Source organism: Aeromonas sp. QDB63 (assembly GCF_027707425.1).
In the GTDB taxonomy this organism is placed as follows: Bacteria; Pseudomonadota; Gammaproteobacteria; order Enterobacterales; family Aeromonadaceae; genus Aeromonas; species Aeromonas caviae.
The window spans coordinates 213,045-231,207 of the sequence record NZ_JAPCIS010000002.1 but is presented as its reverse complement, the minus strand read 5'-3'; the positions used below and the strand labels follow the sequence as shown (position 1 = coordinate 231,207).

16 protein-coding genes and 2 pseudogenes are annotated in these 18,163 nt (G+C 63.6%); 8 read left to right on the top strand and 10 right to left on the bottom strand.

What is annotated here, in order from left to right; all coding sequences use genetic code 11:
* The first annotated feature begins 193 nt into the window (after positions 1-193).
* A complete protein-coding gene (locus PG879_RS02590) occupies positions 194-682 on the top strand; it encodes a zinc ribbon-containing protein (protein WP_041215952.1) in 489 nt (162 codons plus the stop codon).
* Positions 683-766: 84 nt separating this feature from the next.
* On the opposite strand, the gene lnt is transcribed toward PG879_RS02590, so the two are convergent.
* The 5 genes from lnt to miaB all read right to left on the bottom strand — a co-directional run bounded on the left by lnt (position 767) and on the right by miaB (position 6,457).
* Positions 767-2,296, bottom strand: coding sequence for an apolipoprotein N-acyltransferase (gene lnt / locus PG879_RS02585; RefSeq protein ID WP_160837071.1), 1,530 nt, complete (start codon positions 2,294-2,296; stop codon positions 767-769).
* A 180-nt stretch (positions 2,297-2,476) separates the two neighbouring features.
* Positions 2,477-3,358 carry a CNNM family magnesium/cobalt transport protein CorC gene (gene corC / locus PG879_RS02580; protein WP_010673769.1) on the bottom strand — a complete coding sequence of 294 codons (882 nt, stop codon included), beginning with the start codon at positions 3,356-3,358 and terminating at the stop codon, positions 2,477-2,479.
* A gap of 95 nt (positions 3,359-3,453) precedes the next feature.
* Positions 3,454-3,918: an rRNA maturation RNase YbeY gene (gene ybeY, locus PG879_RS02575; protein WP_039041101.1), complete on the bottom strand. Its 465-nt coding sequence runs from the start codon at positions 3,916-3,918 to the stop codon at positions 3,454-3,456.
* Entirely contained in the window at positions 3,915-4,973 is a 1,059-nt protein-coding gene (locus tag PG879_RS02570) for a PhoH family protein (protein WP_270829669.1), read from the bottom strand. The genes ybeY and PG879_RS02570 overlap by 4 nt, the downstream gene beginning before the upstream one ends.
* Positions 4,974-5,023: 50 nt before the next feature.
* A complete protein-coding gene (gene miaB / locus PG879_RS02565; RefSeq protein WP_010673772.1) occupies positions 5,024-6,457 on the bottom strand; it encodes a tRNA (N6-isopentenyl adenosine(37)-C2)-methylthiotransferase MiaB in 1,434 nt (477 codons plus the stop codon).
* A 224-nt stretch (positions 6,458-6,681) separates the two neighbouring features.
* Here miaB and PG879_RS02560 point away from each other — a divergent pair, with 224 nt between their 5' ends.
* The 3 genes and pseudogenes from PG879_RS02560 to PG879_RS02550 all read left to right on the top strand — a co-directional run bounded on the left by PG879_RS02560 (position 6,682) and on the right by PG879_RS02550 (position 9,290).
* Positions 6,682-7,845 carry an FAD-dependent monooxygenase gene (locus tag PG879_RS02560; protein WP_270829668.1) on the top strand — a complete coding sequence of 388 codons (1,164 nt, stop codon included), beginning with the start codon at positions 6,682-6,684 and terminating at the stop codon, positions 7,843-7,845.
* 140 nt (positions 7,846-7,985) lie between these two features.
* Positions 7,986-8,552, top strand: coding sequence for a cysteine hydrolase family protein (locus PG879_RS02555; protein WP_270829667.1), 567 nt, complete (start codon positions 7,986-7,988; stop codon positions 8,550-8,552).
* A gap of 103 nt (positions 8,553-8,655) precedes the next feature.
* Positions 8,656-9,290 (top strand): annotated as a pseudogene (locus tag PG879_RS02550) (cold shock domain-containing protein).
* A 45-nt stretch (positions 9,291-9,335) separates the two neighbouring features.
* On the opposite strand, the gene PG879_RS02545 reads toward PG879_RS02550, so the two are convergent.
* Positions 9,336-10,223: a LysR family transcriptional regulator gene (locus PG879_RS02545; RefSeq protein ID WP_203762820.1), complete on the bottom strand. Its 888-nt coding sequence runs from the start codon at positions 10,221-10,223 to the stop codon at positions 9,336-9,338.
* Between the two features lie 114 nt (positions 10,224-10,337).
* On the opposite strand from PG879_RS02545, the gene PG879_RS02540 reads away from it, so the two are divergent.
* Entirely contained in the window at positions 10,338-10,562 is a 225-nt protein-coding gene (locus tag PG879_RS02540; protein WP_010673776.1) for a hypothetical protein, read from the top strand.
* A pseudogene (locus PG879_RS02535) lies at positions 10,559-11,230 on the top strand (HAD-IA family hydrolase). The gene PG879_RS02540 and the pseudogene PG879_RS02535 overlap by 4 nt, the downstream one beginning before the upstream one ends.
* Here PG879_RS02535 and PG879_RS20555 read toward each other — a convergent pair.
* Both PG879_RS20555 and PG879_RS02520 read right to left on the bottom strand, forming a co-directional pair.
* On the bottom strand, positions 11,194-12,711 hold the full coding sequence (locus PG879_RS20555; RefSeq protein ID WP_373872474.1) for an MASE1 domain-containing protein: 1,518 nt from the start codon (positions 12,709-12,711) through the stop codon (positions 11,194-11,196). The pseudogene PG879_RS02535 and the gene PG879_RS20555 sit on opposite strands and share 37 nt — an antisense overlap.
* Positions 12,712-12,818: 107 nt before the next feature.
* Positions 12,819-13,421: a nitroreductase family protein gene (locus PG879_RS02520; protein ID WP_010673779.1), complete on the bottom strand. Its 603-nt coding sequence runs from the start codon at positions 13,419-13,421 to the stop codon at positions 12,819-12,821.
* A gap of 290 nt (positions 13,422-13,711) precedes the next feature.
* Here PG879_RS02520 and PG879_RS02515 point away from each other — a divergent pair, with 290 nt between their 5' ends.
* Together PG879_RS02515 and PG879_RS02510 are read left to right on the top strand one after the other, a co-directional pair.
* Entirely contained in the window at positions 13,712-15,256 is a 1,545-nt protein-coding gene (locus PG879_RS02515) for a sensor domain-containing diguanylate cyclase (protein WP_270829666.1), read from the top strand.
* Positions 15,257-15,497: 241 nt separating this feature from the next.
* Positions 15,498-15,971, top strand: coding sequence for a YMGG-like glycine zipper-containing protein (locus tag PG879_RS02510; protein WP_039041096.1), 474 nt, complete (start codon positions 15,498-15,500; stop codon positions 15,969-15,971).
* Positions 15,972-16,057: 86 nt separating this feature from the next.
* On the opposite strand, the gene PG879_RS02505 is transcribed toward PG879_RS02510, so the two are convergent.
* Both PG879_RS02505 and PG879_RS02500 read right to left on the bottom strand, forming a co-directional pair.
* Positions 16,058-17,014 carry a D-2-hydroxyacid dehydrogenase gene (locus PG879_RS02505; RefSeq protein ID WP_039041095.1) on the bottom strand — a complete coding sequence of 319 codons (957 nt, stop codon included), beginning with the start codon at positions 17,012-17,014 and terminating at the stop codon, positions 16,058-16,060.
* A gap of 121 nt (positions 17,015-17,135) precedes the next feature.
* Positions 17,136-17,906 carry a DUF3530 family protein gene (locus tag PG879_RS02500; protein ID WP_039041094.1) on the bottom strand — a complete coding sequence of 257 codons (771 nt, stop codon included), beginning with the start codon at positions 17,904-17,906 and terminating at the stop codon, positions 17,136-17,138.
* Between the last annotated feature and the right edge of the window lie 257 nt (positions 17,907-18,163).

Genomic DNA, 18,163 nt, shown 5'->3' with positions numbered 1-18,163 from the left:
TACCCATATCCTGCGGCGGCAACAACCGCCAGCATCCGCCTGGTCTCGGGCCAGGTCTGGTACCTGCGAGGATTTGCAGAGCCGCAAGAGCCGCGAGAGTCGCAACGAAGTGAGAATGGCAACCGCCGCCCGTATCCGCCGAGCCCGAGGTCAGGGTCTGGCTCGATCGGGATTCAGCAGAGGAGTGATGGCCATGGACAAACGTCGACAAGGGTATGAAGCCTTTATCGCCCAGCTCAAGAAGCAGTGGGAAGAGACGGAAGCGTTTCAGGGAGAGCGCCTCAACCGGATGATCGCCAAGGTGCAGGCCTATCTGGAGGCGGCCGGGGATCTGACCCAGGACGAGCTGGCGCTGATCGCCGAGTATGTGAAGCGGGATCTGGGCAACTATGACGAGGGGCGCAAGGATGAGCAGGTGGAGGAGTCCGCCTTCATGCTGGCGCTCAAGGACACCGCCTGGTCCTGGCTGGCAGACGTGACCGACCGCACCCAGGTGGAGTGGCAGGAGTTGGCGGACGAGCTGGAACACAAGGGGGTCTACCGGGCGGGGGACTGGGTGGGACTCGGGGTGCTGGTGTGCGATCACTGCGAGTGGCGCCATACCGTGCTGCACCCGGAGCAGCTTGGCACCTGCCCCGAGTGCGGGGCCGATGAGTATCACCGTGAGCCGCTGTCTCCTTGAGCCGCCAGACTGTGCCAAGCCATAAGCCAAACCATAAAAAGAGGCGCCCAAGGGCGCCTCTTTTTTTATCGGCGTTGTGTGGTCTTAGCCCTTGCGTGCCCAGGGGTGGGCACGGGGGCGCAGCCACAGGGCCAGCCCCAGCAGGGCGGCGGCCAGGCCATACATGGGCCAGCTGCCAAAACGCAGATAGGGGGTCTGGCCGTGGGCGGGGCGTACCTCGGCACGCAATACTCCAGCCTCGAACTGCGGGATCTGGGCGATGATGCTGCCGTCTATCTCGGTGACGATGGTGATGCCAGTGTTGGTGTCGCGCAGCAGCGGGCGGGCCAGCTCGAGGGCGCGCATGCGGGCGATCTCCATGTGCTGCCAGGGGCCGATGCTGGTGCCGAACCAGGCGTCGTTGGAGACGGTCAGCAGAAAGTCGGTATCCGGCTGCACGTTGCGGCGCACCTCGTCCGGGAAGATGATCTCGTAGCAGATGGCGGCGGCAAACTTGAGCCCCTTGGCGATCAGGTTCGGCTGCACCTCGTCACCCCGGCTGAAGGAGGACATGGGCAGGTTGAAGAAGGGGGCGATGGGACGCAGCAGATCTTCAAAGGGCACGAACTCGCCGATGGGCAGCAGGTGGTACTTGTAGTAGCGGTTCTTGTGCTCGTAGTAGTAGGACTCCTTGCCCTCAGCATCCTGTACCCCCATGCCGAGCACGGTATTGAAGAAGCGCTGCTGTTTCAGATCGTAATGGATGATCCCTGCCAGCAGGCCGGTGTCGTTCACCTTCATCGCCTTGTCCAGGCTCTCCAGATAGGTACCCATCTCCTTCTCGATGGCCGGGATGGCGGACTCCGGCCAGACGATGATGTCGGCATCCTGGTTCTCGCGGCTGAGATCCTGATACTTGCGCACGGTCGGCACCAGGGCCTCCGGATCCCACTTGAGGGACTGCTCGATGTTGCCCTGCACCAGCGCGACCTTGACCGGCTCACCCCGGGTCACCCAGTTGAGCTGCATCAGCCCCTGGGCGGCACCCACCAGGGCGACGGGGAGCAGCAGCCAGGCCGGCTTGCGGTGCTGCCATACCAGCCAGAGGGCGGAGGCGGTGAGCAGCAGGGCGAGGGTGATGCCCTGCACCCCGAGAAGGGGAGCGAAGCCCTTGAGGGGGCCGTCTATCTGGGTGTAGCCGAACCAGAGCCAGGGGTAGCCTGTCATCACCCAGCCCCGCAGCCAGTCGGCCATCAGCCAGAGCGCCGGGAAGGCGAGCAGCCAGCGGCTCCAGTGGCGGCCGACAAAGAAGCGGGCGAAGAGCCAGCAAGCCAGGGTCGGGTAGAGGGAGAGATAGGCGCAGAGCCCGGCCAGCAGCACGAAGGCGGCCGGCAGCGGAATGCCGCCAAACTCCGTCATGCTGACGTGGATCCACCACTGCCCGGGCAGGAACAGACCCATGGCGTAGCCGAAGCCGCGCCAGGCTGCCTGTTTGGGGGTGGCCTTGTCCAGCAGGGCGTAAAGGCCGAGCAGGGAGGGGATCACCAGGGGCCAGTAGCCGAAAGGGGAGAAGGCCAACACGGCGATGGCGCCGCTGGCAATGGCAAACAGGCTGGTCAGGAGTTTCGATTTCACGGGGGATCGGGGCTCGAATTGGACTGAATGGAAACACAATGGCCGACATCTTAACCGCAAACCGGGTCAACGGCGAGCCTCGCGGTCGGCGTGGGTCCAGGGGCGGTCGCGCGGCGGGAGAGAGGCAAAAAAAGCGCCCCTGACGAGAGGGGCGCGGGATGTGCGTGGTGCTGGGCGGGATCAGGACTCCGGCTGCGCCGCCGCATGATGCTCGGGGATCTTCACCTGCAACTGTTGCAGGCGACGGCGATCGGCGTGCATCACCTTGAACAGGTAGCCGTCGAGTTCGATCTCTTCACCCTTCTTGGGCAGGTGGCTGAAGGCGTGCATCACCAGACCGCCGACGGTGTCCACCTCTTCATCGCTGAACTGGGTGCCGAAGAAGTCGTTGAAGTCCTCGATCTCGGTCAGCGCGCTCACCGAGAAGACCCGCTTGCTGATGCGGCGGATCTCTTCCGGCTCGTCCTCGATGTCGTCGAACTCGTCGTCAATCTCGCCGACGATGAGCTCCAGAATGTCCTCGATGGTCACGAGACCAGAGACACCGCCAAATTCGTCCACCACGATGGCCATGTGGTAGCGCTCTTCCCGGAACTCCTTGAGCAGGCGATCGACCCGCTTGCTCTCCGGCACGATCACCGTGGGACGCAGGATCTTCTCCAGCTGGAGCGGCTCGCTGGCATGCTGGCCGCCAAACCCGAACGGCAGCAGATCCTTGGCGAGCAAGATGCCCTCCACGTGATCCTTGTCTTCGTTGATCACCGGGAAGCGGGAGTGGCCGGATTCGATGATGACCGGCAGGAACTCGTCCACCGGCTGGGACTTCTCGATGGTCACCATCTGGGAGCGGGGGATCATGATGTCACGCACGCGCAGCTCGGCAATTTCGAGCACGCCCTCGATCATGTCCTTGGTGTCCTGATCGATGAGGTCCCGCTCTTCGGCATCGGCGATGACCTCTACCAGATCGTTGCGGTCTTTTGGCTCGCCCTGGAAGAGTTGGCTGAGTTTGTCGAGCCAGGTTTTCTTCGGCGAGCCGGTACTAGGGTGATCGTCGGTCATTTTCTCTCTTGGTTACTCGTATGAACACACTTGAAATTGTTGTGGCTATATGAGGATGGGCATCGGCTGTTTCAAGACGATGACCATCCGGTTCGTTACTCTTCGTCGTTCAGATAAGGATCGGCGAAGCCCAGTTCCTGCATGATGTCGCGCTCGAGCTGCTCCATCTCCTCGGCTTCCTCGTCCTCGATATGGTCATAACCTAGCAGATGCAGACTGCCATGCACAACCATGTGAGCCCAGTGGGCCATCAGGGGCTTGCCCTGTTCGACGGCTTCGGCCTCGACCACCTGGCGGCAGATCACCAGATCCCCGAGCAGGGGCAGCTCGAGACCCGGCGGCGCCTCGAAGGGGAAGGAGAGCACGTTGGTGGGCTTGTCCTTGCCGCGATAGGTGTGGTTGAGCTCGCGGCTCTCCGCCTCGTCCACCAGGCGCACCGTCACCTCGGCCTCGGGCTGGAAGCCCAGAATGGTGCCGTCGAGCCAGCCTTGCAGCTGGGCCTCGGTCGGCAGGCCGTCCGGGCTGGCGCAGGCCAGTTGCAGATCCAGGGTCACGCTCATTGGGCACTCTCTTTGCTGGTGTTCTCGTTGCGGGGAGTGGCTGCGCTCTTCTCGGCCGCCTGCTGGGCATCGAATGCCTCGTAGGCCTGCACGATGCGGGCCACCACGGGGTGGCGCACCACGTCCTTGGACTCGAAGAAGTTGAAGGAGAGGCCATCGACCCCCTGCAACACCTCCAGGGCGTGGCGCAGACCGGATTTGGTGCTGCGGGGCAAGTCCACCTGGGTGATGTCGCCGGTCACCACCGCCTTGGAGTTGAAGCCGATGCGGGTCAGGAACATCTTCATCTGTTCCGTGGTGGTGTTCTGGGCCTCGTCCAGGATGATGAAGGCGTCGTTGAGGGTGCGGCCGCGCATGTAGGCAAGCGGCGCCACCTCGATGACGTTGCGCTCCATCAGCTTCTCCACCCGCTCGAAGCCCAGCATCTCGAACAGGGCGTCGTAGAGGGGGCGCAGGTAGGGGTCCACCTTCTGGGAAAGATCGCCGGGCAGGAAGCCGAGCTTCTCACCGGCTTCCACCGCCGGGCGGGTCAGCAGGATGCGGCGGATCTCCTGGCGCTCCAGGGCATCCACGGCGGCGGCCACGGCGAGATAGGTCTTGCCGGTCCCGGCGGGCCCGATGCCGAAGCTGATGTCGTGGCGCACGATATTGGCGATGTACTGGGCTTGGTTCGGGCTGCGGGGCTTGATGAGACCGCGCTTGGTCTTGACCGTGACCTCCTTGCCATACGGCAGGGAAGGGGCGGGTTCGTCGTCCTGCTCCAGCACGCGGGACTCCTGCACCGCCAGGTGCACCATCTCGGGGGTGATGTCGCTCACCTTGCTCCCCTTGAGGGGCCGGGTTTCCACATAGAGGTGCTTGAGGATGACGGCAGCCGCCTCCACCTGGGCCTGCTTGCCGATCACTTGGAAGTGGTTGTCCCGGTAGCTTATCTCGATGCCGAGACGTCGCTCCAGCTGCTTGAGGTTGTCGTCAAAGGGTCCGCACAGGCTGGCGAGGCGCTGGTTGTCGGCGGGTTCAAGGTGCAGATTCAGGGTGGAGATGTGTCGGCTCAAGGTGTCCTCTTATCGGTTGTTCCCCCGCCAGGGGGCGGGGCAGAGAGTCATCAATGGGGTCTGAAGGCCGCAACGCCCAGATCATCGGGCACGTTGTCAGGACGACGGGCGAGGATCTCGCTCGGGGCCGTGGCGATGCGCAGGTTCATTTCGTCCTCGCCGCGGATGAAGCGGCCGCGCAGGGAGTAGGGGCGTACGTCGGTGATCTCCACGTCGGCGAAGCCGCCGATGAGGCGGTGCGGCCCCTCGAAGTTGACCACCCGGTTGTTCTCGGTGCGGCCACTGAGCTGCATGGGATCCATCTTGGAGGGCCCCTCCACCAGGATGCGCTGCACCGAGCCCAGCATGGCGCGGCCGATGAGCATGGACTGGTGATTGATGCGGTTTTGCAGTCGAGTCAGGCGGGCCTTCTTCACTTCCATGTCGACGTCATCGGGCAGGTCTGCGGCCGGGGTGCCGGGGCGCGGGCTGTAGATGAAGCTGAAGCTCATGTCGAAGTTGATCTCCTCGATGAGTTTCATGGTGGCCTCGAAGTCTTCGTCCGTCTCGTTCGGGAAGCCGACGATGAAGTCGGAGCTCATGGTGATGTCGGGACGCACGGCGCGCAGGCGGCGGATCTTGGACTTGTACTCCAGCACGGTGTGCGGGCGCTTCATCATGGTCAGGATGCGATCCGAGCCGCTCTGGATGGGCAAGTGCAGGAAGCTGACCACCTCGGGGGTATCACGATAGACCTCGATGATGTCGTCGGTGAACTCGACCGGGTGGCTGGTGGTGTAGCGAATGCGGTCGATGCCGTCGATGGCAGCCACCAGGCGCAGCAGTTCGGCGAAGGTGCAGACCTCCCCGTCGAAGGTCGGCCCCCGGTAGGCGTTGACGTTCTGGCCGAGCAGGTTCACTTCGCGCACCCCTTGCTGGGCGAGCTGGGCGATTTCATAGAGCACGTCATCCAGCGGCCGGCTCACCTCCTCGCCACGGGTGTAGGGCACCACGCAGAAGGAGCAGTACTTGGAGCAGCCTTCCATGATGGAAACGAAGGCGGTCGCCCCCTCGGCACGGGGTTCGGGCAGGTTGTCGAACTTCTCGATCTCGGGGAAGGCGATGTCCACCTGGGCACCGCGCCCCTCCTGCACCTGCTTGATCATGGTCGGCAGGCGGTGCAGGGTCTGGGGTCCGAAGACGATGTCCACATAGGGCGCCCGGCTGCGCAGGTTCTCCCCTTCCTGGGAGGCGACGCAGCCGCCCACCCCGATCACCAGCCCCGGTTTTTTCGCCTTGAGCTTCTTCCAGCGACCGAGCTGGTGGAACACCTTCTCCTGGGCCTTCTCGCGGATGGAACAGGTGTTGAGCAGCAGCACATCTGCCTCTTCCGGCTCCTCGGTAAGCGTGTAGCCATTGCTGGCATCCAGCAGGTCCGCCATCTTGGACGAGTCGTACTCGTTCATCTGGCAGCCCCAGGTCTTGATATGAAGTTTCTTGCTCATTGCTTCTCGTGACTGGTTTTGAAATCGGCAGGGTCAAAGGACCGGCCATTTTACTCCGCAATCCCGGTGCTGACCAGTCTGGGGCCGCCCGTCGCCATCAGGGCCGGCTTGTCGTCGGCAATTGCGCATCCCCCTCACTGTTTCTGCCGCCTCCTTGCGTTATCATGCCCCATTCGGTTCGGCCCTTGCCCCTTATCGCGGGGACTCCTTGCAGGAATCAAGTTATGGAACAGTGTGATATCGCCATCGTCGGCGCCGGCATGGTGGGCGCCGCTACCGCCTGCCTGCTGGCGGCAGAGGGGCTCTCGGTGCGGGTCATCGAGACCCGGTTGCCCGAGCCCTATGCCCCCGAGCAGCCGCTGGATCTGCGGGTTTCCGCCATCAGTCAGGCCTCGGTGGCGCTGCTGACCCGGGCCGGTGCCTGGCAATATCTGCATCAGATGCGGCTGTGCCCCTATCGCCGGCTGGAGACCTGGGAGCTGGACGGCTTCGCTACCCGCTTCGACGCGGTGGATCTCGGGCTGCCCCAGCTCGGCTACATCATCGAGAACCGGCTGATCCAGCTCGCGCTCCTGAAAAGGATGGAGGATTTCCCGACCATCCAGGCCCATACCCCGGCGGCGGTGACGAGCCTGCGCCAGGGTGCGGATGACGCCGTGCTGACCCTGGATGACGGCACCGAGCTGCAGGCGCGCTGGGTGCTGGCCTGCGATGGTGCCGAATCCCACACCCGGCGATTGGCCGGTATCGGGGTGTCGCGTTTCGAGTACCGCCAGCACTGCATGCTGATCAACATCGACACCGATTTTGCCCAGGAAGACATCACCTGGCAGCAGTTCACCCCGAGCGGCCCGCGCGCCTTCCTGCCGCTGCCGGGCCGCCATGGCTCCCTGGTCTGGTATGACAGCCCGGCCCGCATCCGGGCGCTGGCCGCCATGAGCAACGAGGCCCTGGCCGTCGAGGTGCGCCGCCACTTCCCGAGCCGCCTTGGCGGTTTCACCGTGACGGACAAGGGGAGCTTCCCCCTGGTGCGCCGCCACGCCAACGACTATCACGCCGGGCGAGTGGTGCTGCTCGGGGATGCGGCCCACACCATCAATCCGCTGGCGGGGCAGGGGGTGAACCTCGGTTTCAAGGACGTGGCCTGCTGGGCCGGGTTGCTCGGCAAGGCGGGGGCGCAGTGGCACGAGCTGGCGCTGGCCGGGCGTTACGAGGGGCGACGCCGCCCTGACAACCTGCTGATGCAGTCGGGGATGGATCTCTTCTACGGGGTCTTCAGCAACGAGATAGGCCCCCTCAGGCTTGCCCGCAACCTGGCGCTGAATCTGGCGGACAAGGCGGGCCCCCTCAAGGAGATGGCGCTACGCTATGCGCTTGGGCTGGTATGAGGCAGTGCGTGGCACTGCCAGGTGCCAATCGGGTGGCATATCAATCCGTGTGATGGTGCCAGCCGGTTTTTTATATGGCCGCGAGGAGTGATCCAGGCGGCGCAGGGGCAAAACGGCCTCAGGCAAGGGGGGAGTACACCATGAACAAGGCATTGCTGGTGATCGATTTCATCAACGAGATCGCCCACCCGGACGGGCGCATTGCCGCCTCGGCGGCCCAGGTGCTCGAGCAGGACGCCATTGCGCACGCCAATCAGGCGCTGGCCCATGCCCGCGCTCACGGCTGGCTGGTGGTGCTCATCAAGGTGGGGTTTGACGAGGGCTATCTGCTGCAACCCAAGGGCTCCCCCATGTTTGGCCGTGCCCGGCAGTTCGGGGCCCTCTCCCTGGCCGACAGCGGCACCGACTTTCACCCGGAACTCGATGTGCAACCCGGGGATCTGGTGCTGACCAAACCCAGAGTCAGCCCCTTCTACGGCACGGCGCTGGAGCCTGCGCTACGGGCCAATCGCATCGAGCATCTCTATGTGTGCGGCGTGAGCACCAGCTGGGCCATTCAGGGGGCGGTGCGAGATGGCCACGATCGGGACTACGCCATCACCATCCTGGAAGATGCCTGCGCGGCGGCGGATGCCGCAGAACACCAGGCTTCCCTGCGCATGCTCGGTCGCATTGCCGAGATCATCAAGGTCGCGGAGCTGCTCTGACCACTCGTATCTAATCCACTCATTTTTCATGCCAATGCTCTGTTGAAACCGAACCAATTTCGGGCAACATGAGTGGAACCGTACTGGCCACAAGGATGAGGACATGCGTTATCAGGGCAGGATCGCGAGCTGGAATTCACAACGCGGTTTCGGGTTCATCAAGCAGGAGCAGGGCGGTGCCGATCTTTTTGTTCACATCACCACCCTGCAATTCGATGGCAGGCCGCCGGAGGTGGGGGAAAAGGTTTCCTATCTGATCGGGAGCAGCAAGGATGGCAAGCCTTGTGCCGTACAAGTGTTCTTTCCCGACCGCCCGCTCTCGCTGGCTGGCGGACCTATGCCATCCATGCCGGATCGTGGGAGCAGGGAGGATTTGAGCCCTCGGGCACCACACGCCACCACATATAGAACCCGGGAGTATCATGCTCCTCGTCGCAAGGGGAGCTGGGGTGGCAAGTTAATCCCCCTATTGGTGCTGGCGGGGTTGTTCTCCCCTATTCCCGCTTCTCGGCCGAGTTTGCCTCACTTCCATCCTTTCCCTCTTTTAGCCAGGAGGACAGTACTTCGAACAGTACGGTTCAGGTTCCGACTTTTGTTCGTCAGTGCGATGGCCGTCAGCATTGCTCCCAGATGACTTCCTGCGAGGAGGCGACCTGGTTTTTGCAAAATTGCCCCAATACCAAGATGGATGGGGAAGGAGACGGCATCCCCTGCGAGCGGCAGTGGTGTGGCCATTAGCCAGCCGTTATGTACTTCAGGATTCCGGTTCGGGCTGCGCTCCTCTCAGAGGCTGTGGCTCTGCGGATATGCCGCCCTGACCAGGGCCAGAAAGCGATCCCGGATGGGATCGGCAAATTCCGGGTTCCACACCAGGCTGATTTCCCATTCCGACCAGGGGCCGGAGAGGGGGTAGAGGGTCACCTCCTTGCCTGCGATGAACCCCACGCTGCGCGGCAGGATGGCGTTGCCGATACCGGCGGCCACCAGGGCGACCAGGGTCTGGATGTCTTCCGCCTCCTGGATGAGACCGGTCAGCCGGTTGGCGCCGAGAAAGCGGGCGATCTGCTGGCTGAGACCCGGGCAGCGATGGCCCACCATCTGCAGCAAGGGATCGCGGATCAGCGCCCGCTCCAGGTCGAAGTCCGGCCCTGCCACCTGGGTGGGGACGGCCAGCACCAGTCTGTCCGTCAGCAACCTGTGTTCCCTCAGCTGCGGCGCATCAGGCCGTCGCATGAAGCCCAGTTGCAGCCTACCCGCCAGCAAGTGCTCCTGCTGGATGGCGGAGGTGGTGTCCCGCAGGTGAACCAGCACGTCGGGGGCCTGCTGCTTGAAACGGGCTACCAGGGAGGGGGCCAGTGCGAAGCTGGAGAGCCCGAACCCGATGTTGAGGCGTCCGGCGGCACCGCTTGCCAGCGCCAGGGCATGCTGCTCGAATCCCTTGCCGTGATCCACCAGAGCCATGGCCTGGGGCAGCAACTGGAGGCCGATGGCGGTCAGCTCGGCCCCGTGGCGGCCCCGGTTGAACAGGGTGCTGCCGAGGGCCTGCTCCAGCCCCTGGATCTGCTTGGTCAGGGCCGGTTGCGTCACAAAAAGCCGGCTGGCCGCCTCCCGGTAGTTGGCACTCTCGGCCAGCATGACGAAGGCCTGCAATTGTCTCAGGTCGAATCTCATTCCATTTGGTTATCCAATGTGGCGATTTATTGATTATAAATTATCTAATCTCCTTGTTCTAATGGTCTCGAAACGGGCCTGCTTGCCCGCTGTTCAGTCACAAGGAGTCATGTCATGTCGAGCGAACGCTATCTGTTTTTGATCAAGGGGAGCCTGGTGATGGCTCAGCCACTGGCCGCACCGGAGACCGGGGAGCTGCTGACCAGTCTGTTGCAGCAGGGGTTCGTCGTCGCCCCCTTGCCGGTGTGGGCCAGCAATGCGGAGCAGGCGCTCGCCTGTTACGAGGCCGCTGCCCAGCGGCAGGTCTTCGCCGATGCGCTGGCGGGGAGAGCCCTGTGAGCGCGGTGCGCGTGAAGGCCGCGGCCCTGCTGCTGGACATGGACGGGACCCTGGTCCACTCCACCGGCGACGTGGAAGTCGTGTGGCGGCGCTGGTGTCAGCACCATGGGCTGGATCCCGCTCCCGTGCTCGCCATGTGTCACGGCGTGCGCTCACGGGAGGTGATAGGGGCCCTGGCTCCCCAGCTGGATGTGGCAGTGGAGGTGGCCCTGCTCGACGATCTGGAGATGGAATACGCTGCGGCGCCGATGCCCCTGGACGGTGCCCGGTGACGGCTCGAACAGCTGCCGTCGACGCGCTGGGCGCTGGTGACTTCCGCAAGCCGGAGAGTGGCAGAGCACCGGCTGCTGCACGCCGGATTGCCGCTGCCCCGACTCCTGGTGTGTGCCGGGGATGTGGTACGGGGCAAGCCGGATCCCGAGCCTTATTTGCTGGCTGCCAGCCGGTTGGGACTGGCTCCGGCCGATTGCCTGGTGTTCGAGGATGCACCAGCGGGCATCGCCAGCGCCCTGCAGGCGGGTTGCCAGGTGGTGCAGATGGGGGGAACAAGGCGGTATGACGACAGGCTCAAGGGCTGGCTGCGGGACTGGCGCGGGATCGAGATCGAGGTGGCACCAGACGGGCTCCATCTTCATCTGCCCGCCCCGCTGCCGGCAGAGGCCGGATGATGACGACAAGGGGCACGCCATTCAGGCGCCGCAAGATTGCCCGATGCTGGGGGAAGCCTGCTCGGCCGAATAGCGTTCCACCCGGTTGCGGCCATTGTGCTTGGCCAGATAGAGCGCCTGATCGGCGCGAGAGAGCAGCTCGTCCAGATTGAAGGGGCCCTCTTTCTGGGAGGCGATACCGATGCTGACTGTGATGCAGACGGCGGGCTCGGCTCCCTTTTCTTCCCCTGGCTGCGCGACGATTTTTCGCAGCCGCTCGGCAACTGCCATGGCCTGCTCCTCGCTGAGGCCGGGCCAGATGGCCACGAACTCCTCTCCCCCCAGGCGACAGAAGAGATCCCCGGTCGAAGCTGGTCGCGCACACGGGCCGCGAAGCTGCTCAACTGGTTGTCCCCCTCTTCGTGACCGTGACGATCATTGATGCGTTTGAAATGATCGATGTCCAGCATGCAGATCGCCACAGGGTAGCGCTGCACCGTGAGGTGCTGGAGCAGTTCGTTGGCGGCCGACCAGAAGCCGGCCCGGTTCAGCGCACCGGTCAGGTGATCGTGGTGGGCCAGGTGTTTCATCTCCCGCAGCAGGCTGTTGCGGGCCGCCATGATGCTGGCGGCGGTCAGGGGGGTGAGAGCGATCAACATGACCCCTATCCGGACGGAGAACATCCAGTACTGGGTCTGGACATCGTGATTGATGACGAGGTGGCCGTTTGAGAGGGCGATCAGGATCAGGGTGCTGTAACTCAGGGTCAGCAGGCTGGTGGCGAAGACGGAGTAGGTGACGGCGCACCAGAGCAGCGCCGGTACCGGGAAGACGATGGATCCCGGCCCCTCGACGAGCAGGGTGAGCAGCAGGGAGGCCACCAGGCTCAGCAGCGGCATCAATCTGGTCCAGGAGAACTCGGTGCGGTAGAGGAGGGTGCGCCAGGGGGGCACGCTGTCATGGGGAGGCAGTGTCAGGAGCACCGGCAGTATGGTCATGTAGTTCACCAGCTCGCTGGCAAACCAGAAGCCCAGCCCGTAGAGCGGGGGGCCCAGAGACAGGATGGGATTGATGATGGCGCCGACCACGCCGGCGGCGAGGGAGGCGGCCAGGGTGTTTCGCAGCAGGAGCACGAGGGAGGTGGGGCGCCTGAGGAGCTTGTCGGCAGGCGCGAGCCGATGCATCAGCAGATACCCGACGCCGATGCCGGCCAGGTTGCCGCAGGTCAGCAGGATGGTTTTGAACAGGGGCTCGCCGGTGAAGAGGGCGGCGAGAAAAAAGCCCAGTATGCCGCCGGCCCAGCCCGCCGGGGTGGCCAGGCGTGGATAGCGCACCATGCAGCCGAGCAGGACCGCATTGGCAGGCCAGAAGGCCGCCAGCAGGTTGGGGGGGCGGGTGAAGATGCCGATCAGCGAGAACAGCAGTACCAGGGCGGCGACACACAACAGAGCGGACAAGGGCGTCAATGTGCATGAGGTACGTTGGCGTGCGATGTCCCCCATGGGGACCTCCTGACAAGAGAGCGTTTGTTCAGAGTATGGCTGGCACGTGACAAGGGTGAACGAGGGGGAGAGAAGAAAACGCCCCCTGGTGGAGGGGGCGTGAAGGCTTACTTGAAGACCCGGAAACGCACGTCGTCGTCAATGAAGGTCTTGTCGCCGGCAGGTTGCTCTATGCTGCCAAAAGGCATCTGGGCACGGAGCAGCCAGCTGGCGGGCAGGTCCCACTCCTTGCGCACCGCATCGTCGATGAGCGGGTTGTAGTGTTGCAGGGAAGCGCCGATGCCCTCTTGGGCCAGGGTGGTCCAGACCGCGAACTGGGCGATCCCGGTGGCATGTTCGGACCAGATGGGGAAGTTGTCGGCATAGAGAGCGAATTTCTGCTGAAGATCCTCGATGACGGCGGTGTCTTCGAAGAAGAGCACGGTGCCAGCCCCGGCGCGGAAGCTGCCGTTGATCTTGGCTTCACTCTGGGGATAGGCCTCCGGCGGCACTATCTTCTTGAGCTCCGCCTTGACGATGTCCCACAGCTTGTGGTGCTGCTCGCCGAACAGGATGACGGCGCGGGAACTCTGGGAGTTGAACGAAGAGGGGCTGTGCTTGACGGCATCCTTGATGAGGGCGGTCAGCTGGGCCTCGGAGTGGGTCACCCGGTTGCCCAGGGCATAGATGGTACGACGTGCTTTGATCTGTTCGATAAACGGACTGCTCATAACATCTCCTTGGTTGATGAATCATCACCGCCAGCGTTGCCGACAAAGGTCATCTGGCTCCGATTTCTCGAGTCATCGACTATAGCACCTTGCGGGCAATAAACCGTCAACGAGGAGTAATGACTGTTTCTACTTTTTATGGATATTCACATGACGGATGTGAATATGGCCGTGAGACACCTTGATATCTTTTTTATCATTAGCAGTGGATGTTAATGACTTCAATCAATATCTTTTGCAGATTTTGAATCTATAAAATTCATCCAATATGACATTTTATAGAGATTGACATGACGGCGGCGCTGATCAAGGAACGCTATTACATACTGACTCCGCTGTCGTTTCTCCTGGGAGGGCTGGTGCTGATCGCCACCCTGTTGCTGGCGGCAGCCAGCTACCTGAGCAGCATCGACAAGACGGTGGCGGGTTACGGTCACATGCTGGCCGCCCTCGACGCCACCCTGCTCCAGGACATGGCGCAGGACAACCGCCGCCAGCTTGGCGTACTGGAGGCGTCCCTGGACAAGCAGGCCATCGCTGCCGGGGCATCGGCCATCAATCCCATCTGGGCCATTGCCCATCAGTTCAAGTACGACGCCCACTTCCTCTATTTCTACAACGCGCGCACCCATCGGCTCGACAGCTATCCCGACTGGCAGCAACCGGAGGGCTACCGGGCACAGGCGCGGCCCTGGTACCAGACCCTGTCCGGTGAGGGCGATGATCTCGTCTGGTTCGGTCCCTACCCGGAGTTCGATTCGGTCCGGCAGGTACTGACCCTCATCAAGCGGGTCAAGGATCATGAGGGGCAACTGCTTGGACTGCTGATGGTGGACATGTCGTTCAGCGCCTTGCAGAGGGCGTTGCACCGGGCGGTGGGTGAGGATCCGGTGGCTCTCTACATCACCGAGCGCAAGGGCGGCAAGCTGGTGGTGGGGCACAATTTGTCGCTGTTGCCGCCCCGTCTCGAGCGGGAGACGCAGGCGGCCGGCCTGGACGGGTTCTGGGCAGGTCGCCACCTGCAACACGCTCTGGAGGGGATGGAGTGGGATCTCAACGTCTATCTCCCCCCCTCCCATTTTCATGAAAACCTGCAAGACACCCTGTTGATGGTGGTGCTGCCCGCCCTGGCATTGCTCTGCATCTGGCTGTGCAGCCAGTGGTTTCTGGTGCGGATCTTTCGCCAGGAGCAGGCGCTGGTGCAGGGCTCGCTCAGCGGCCTCATCCGGGATGAGGCGAGAAAGGAGAGCCAGCGGCGTCAGCGAACCTGGTTCGTGCACGGCAGCCTGGGAGAGATAGAACAGGTGCGAAACAGCCTGCTGCAAGGGCAGGATGCCCTGCTCCACGACCCCCTCACCGGCATCCTGAACCGGCGAGCCTTCGATCAGCAGCGGGCCGGACTGGAGCAGGCGGGGAGGCCCTACTGGCTGGTGCTGTTCGATGTGGACAACTTCAAGCGCGTCAACGACAGCTGGGGACACGGTGTGGGGGATGCGGTGCTGTTTCGGGTAGCCACCATCATGGCGAGAACCCTGGGGGATGAGCAGGTCTACCGCATCGGGGGCGATGAATTTGCGGCCTTGCTGCCCTGGGAGCAGGCGGAGGTGGAATGCCGCCTGACCCACCTGCTCGGTCGGGTGAAGGCCCTGAAATGGCGGGAGTTCGCCGACGCCATCACCCTGAGCGCCGGCGGAGCGCGCTATCCGGATGATGCCCTGACGCTGCTCGAGCGGGCGGATGCCTGCCTGTACGAGAGCAAGCACCAGGGGCGGGATTGCTGGCATCTGGCGGCGTCGTCGCCCGTTGACGGGGAGGTTGTGACAGTATCTGTCTGACAGTGATTGCTGCAAAAAAGGGTCTTTGGGCCTAAAAAAGGGTCATGACGGGGATGATTTCTCGTGTGACCTTTTTTTTTGATGTGGTTTCAGGTGGTTAGCCTGCTTTCTTGCATCGTGTCGCGAACCGGAGACAGGGAGGGCTGGCCGTGAGGTGCCCCTTGCGGCAGTGGCGCAGGTCAGGGGGCTTTGTATAGTGCAGGGAAAAATAATCAATCATCAGGTTTGACAGGAGTACCCCATGAAAATGAAACCGTTTGGCATGAGCGCACTGGCGCTGCTGGGGGCGTTGCTGTTGGGCACAGGACAGGTGCAGGCATCCGAGACCCTCAATACCATTCTCGGCGGCGGAGCCGGCGGGGTGGCGGGCACCATGATCGGCAAGGAGCTGGGTGGCGACACCGGCGCCCTGGTGGGGGCAGCCCTGGGGGGCGCGGCCGGTGGTGCGGCCACGGCTAATAGAGGCAACAAGAACGAAGCTGCGCTCGGCGGCGCCGTTGGTGCCCTGGGCGGGGCAGCCATCGGCAAGAGCGTCGGTGGCAGCACGGGCCAGCTGATCGGCGCCGGTATCGGTGGTGCCGGTGGCTCCGCCATCGGAGCCAGGACTGGGGATGGTCACGAGAGCCGCGGCGATCGCTATTACGATGACAGGCGCTATCACAAGCACCACAAGAAACACAAAAAGCACCGCAAGCACAGATGGCATGACGACTGATGCCGCGGCAAGCTGATCGACAAAAAGGGGCCTTTGGCCCCTTTTTTGATCCCGCTGCCGGCCCGTGAGGGGCGGCGAGCGGCCTCTTACACCAGCCGGTGCTGGCGCCTGCCAAGGGAGAAGGCGTTGATGTTGTCGATGAGCTGATCCGCGAGGCGCTGCATCGACTCTTCGCTGGCCCAGGCCACGTGGGGAGTCAGGATGAAATTGGGGTAACGCAGGGCCTGCATCAGGGGGTGGTCGGGGGGCGGCGGCTCGACGCTCGCCACATCGAAGCCGGCACCCCCCAGACGGCCGTTGCCGAGGGCTTCGAGCAGCGCCTGCTCGTCCACCAGGCCGCCACGGCCCACGTTGATGAGCAGGGCGCCCGGTTTCATCAGGGCCAACTCCCGCTCCCCGATGAGATGGCGGGTGTAGGGGGTGAGCGGGCAGTGCAGGCTGATCACATCCGAACTTTGCAGCAGGGCATCCAGGGGCAGCCTGTCGTCATCCCCCGGGGAGCCGACCTGGCTCTGGGCATAGTAAACCTCCATCCCGATGGCGCTGGCCCGCTGTCCCAGCGCCTGTCCCAGGGTGCCCTTGCCGATGATCCCGAGGCGCTTGCCATGCAGATCCGTGATGGGGTGGTCGAAGAAGCAGAACTGGCCGCTTTGTTGCCAGCGCCCCTCCAGCAGGGACTGGCGCCAGGCGAACAGGTTGCGCGACAGGGCGAGCATCAGGGCCATGGCGTGCTCGGGGACGGAAGGGCCCGAGTAGTTGCGGATATTGCACACGGCGACATTGGCGGCACGGCACGCCTCCAGATCCAGGTTGTCGCTGCCGGTGGCGGCCAGGGCGATCAGGCGCAGTTCGGGCAGTTGGGCCAGTTCATCGGCCCCGATGCGTACCTTGTTGATGATGGCGATGCTGGCGCACTTGAGCCGCTCCACCACCTGATCCGGCGCCGTGGTCGGGTAGCTTTGCCAGTGATGGGGAAAATCGGGGCGGCGCAGATTGATGCCGGTGTCCAGGGTGTCGCTGTCGAGAAACACGATTTGCTGCATGAAGCCTCCTGCCATTGGTTCGGACATGATGCCAAACATGGAGGGCGGCTGACCAGCGCGGTGGCATCGGACCAAGTCCGATGGGGAAGGCAAAAGGCGGGTGGCTGTGCCTCGGAGGGACTCAGATCCAGCCCAGGTGCGTCAGCCAGCCCTGGATGCGCCCCGGCGTCTCCTCCAGGTCCATCAGGGCATAGGGGCGGTAGTTGAGCTTGTGGCTGCGGCGGCTCTCGCTTCTGCGGGCTTCGGCCGCCAGCAGGGGCCAGCGTCCTCCCTCCTCCTGATAGAGATCCAGGGTAGGGATGCTGCCCTGGGCTATCTGCTTGGCGAGGGTCTGGTTGCTCAGCTGGTTGGGGAAGAAGCCGTCGAGCAGCACCAGGGCATCGGGGGCGGGCAACTGCTCGCTGGCGATGAGGTTGGCGGCCCAGGCGGCGCTGGTACCCTGGGCCAGCAGCAGCTTGAAGCCCCCCTCCTGCAGCTTGGCATCCCCCAGCTTGCTGATGCGGGAGGCAAACTGCTTGCGAAAATCGTCGATGACCTGCTGTTTCTTCTCGGCGGCGGGGTCGAGCTCGGTCTGCTGCGGCGAGGGGAGCAGCAGCAGGGTATCGAAACCGAGGCGCCCCAGCTCCCGGGTCAGTTGCCACAGCTGGCCGCTGCGCTGCCAGTCGGGCAGCAGGATGACCAGACCCACGTAGTTGTCGCTGTCGTGCTTTGCAAACAGTACCTGTTGTTTGTCCACCCTGGTGCTGTCGGGTATTCCCTGCCAGTCGCTGCTCTGCCAGTAGTCGGGGGGAACCAGGGGGGCTGGATCCGGGGCGGCGCCTGACGGTGCCTGCCCGGCGCCGTGGGCGGCAAAAGCAAGCAGGGTCAGCAGCAGATAGGGGCGAAATGTCATGGGGGATCCTCCAGCACTCCCTCATAGCGGCCTCGCCGGGGGTTTCTTTAGGGCAAGGGGGCACATCGGCATCGGCGGTGGCGAAGAGGGTCTGACCGGCGGGCCGGACACGGGCCCGGGATTGTTCCAAATGGCAAAGCATTCCCGGTTTTGATTGTTCCATCCCGTGACCCATACATGGTTCAGTAAGGGCAGGCGGACAGGGGGCCGGGGCATGTCGCCACTGGCCGCAGGCGGAGAATTCTCCCCCCTGTCTC

What these genes read in the sequence shown, in the direction of transcription:
- PG879_RS20555 (WP_373872474.1), bottom strand. Translation starts at nt 12,711, where the DNA reads ATGGGGGACATCGCACGCCAACGTACCTCATGCACATTGACGCCCTTG.
- PG879_RS02560 (WP_270829668.1), top strand. Translation starts at nt 6,682, where the DNA reads ATGGAACAGTGTGATATCGCCATCGTCGGCGCCGGCATGGTGGGCGCC.
- PG879_RS02500 (WP_039041094.1), bottom strand. Translation starts at nt 17,906, where the DNA reads ATGACATTTCGCCCCTATCTGCTGCTGACCCTGCTTGCTTTTGCCGCC.
- miaB (WP_010673772.1), bottom strand. Translation starts at nt 6,457, where the DNA reads ATGAGCAAGAAACTTCATATCAAGACCTGGGGCTGCCAGATGAACGAG.
- PG879_RS02555 (WP_270829667.1), top strand. Translation starts at nt 7,986, where the DNA reads ATGAACAAGGCATTGCTGGTGATCGATTTCATCAACGAGATCGCCCAC.
- PG879_RS02540 (WP_010673776.1), top strand. Translation starts at nt 10,338, where the DNA reads ATGTCGAGCGAACGCTATCTGTTTTTGATCAAGGGGAGCCTGGTGATG.
- PG879_RS02520 (WP_010673779.1), bottom strand. Translation starts at nt 13,421, where the DNA reads ATGAGCAGTCCGTTTATCGAACAGATCAAAGCACGTCGTACCATCTAT.
- PG879_RS02510 (WP_039041096.1), top strand. Translation starts at nt 15,498, where the DNA reads ATGAAAATGAAACCGTTTGGCATGAGCGCACTGGCGCTGCTGGGGGCG.
- ybeY (WP_039041101.1), bottom strand. Translation starts at nt 3,918, where the DNA reads ATGAGCGTGACCCTGGATCTGCAACTGGCCTGCGCCAGCCCGGACGGC.
- PG879_RS02515 (WP_270829666.1), top strand. Translation starts at nt 13,712, where the DNA reads ATGACGGCGGCGCTGATCAAGGAACGCTATTACATACTGACTCCGCTG.
- PG879_RS02590 (WP_041215952.1), top strand. Translation starts at nt 194, where the DNA reads ATGGACAAACGTCGACAAGGGTATGAAGCCTTTATCGCCCAGCTCAAG.
- PG879_RS02545 (WP_203762820.1), bottom strand. Translation starts at nt 10,223, where the DNA reads ATGAGATTCGACCTGAGACAATTGCAGGCCTTCGTCATGCTGGCCGAG.
- PG879_RS02505 (WP_039041095.1), bottom strand. Translation starts at nt 17,014, where the DNA reads ATGCAGCAAATCGTGTTTCTCGACAGCGACACCCTGGACACCGGCATC.
- corC (WP_010673769.1), bottom strand. Translation starts at nt 3,358, where the DNA reads ATGACCGACGATCACCCTAGTACCGGCTCGCCGAAGAAAACCTGGCTC.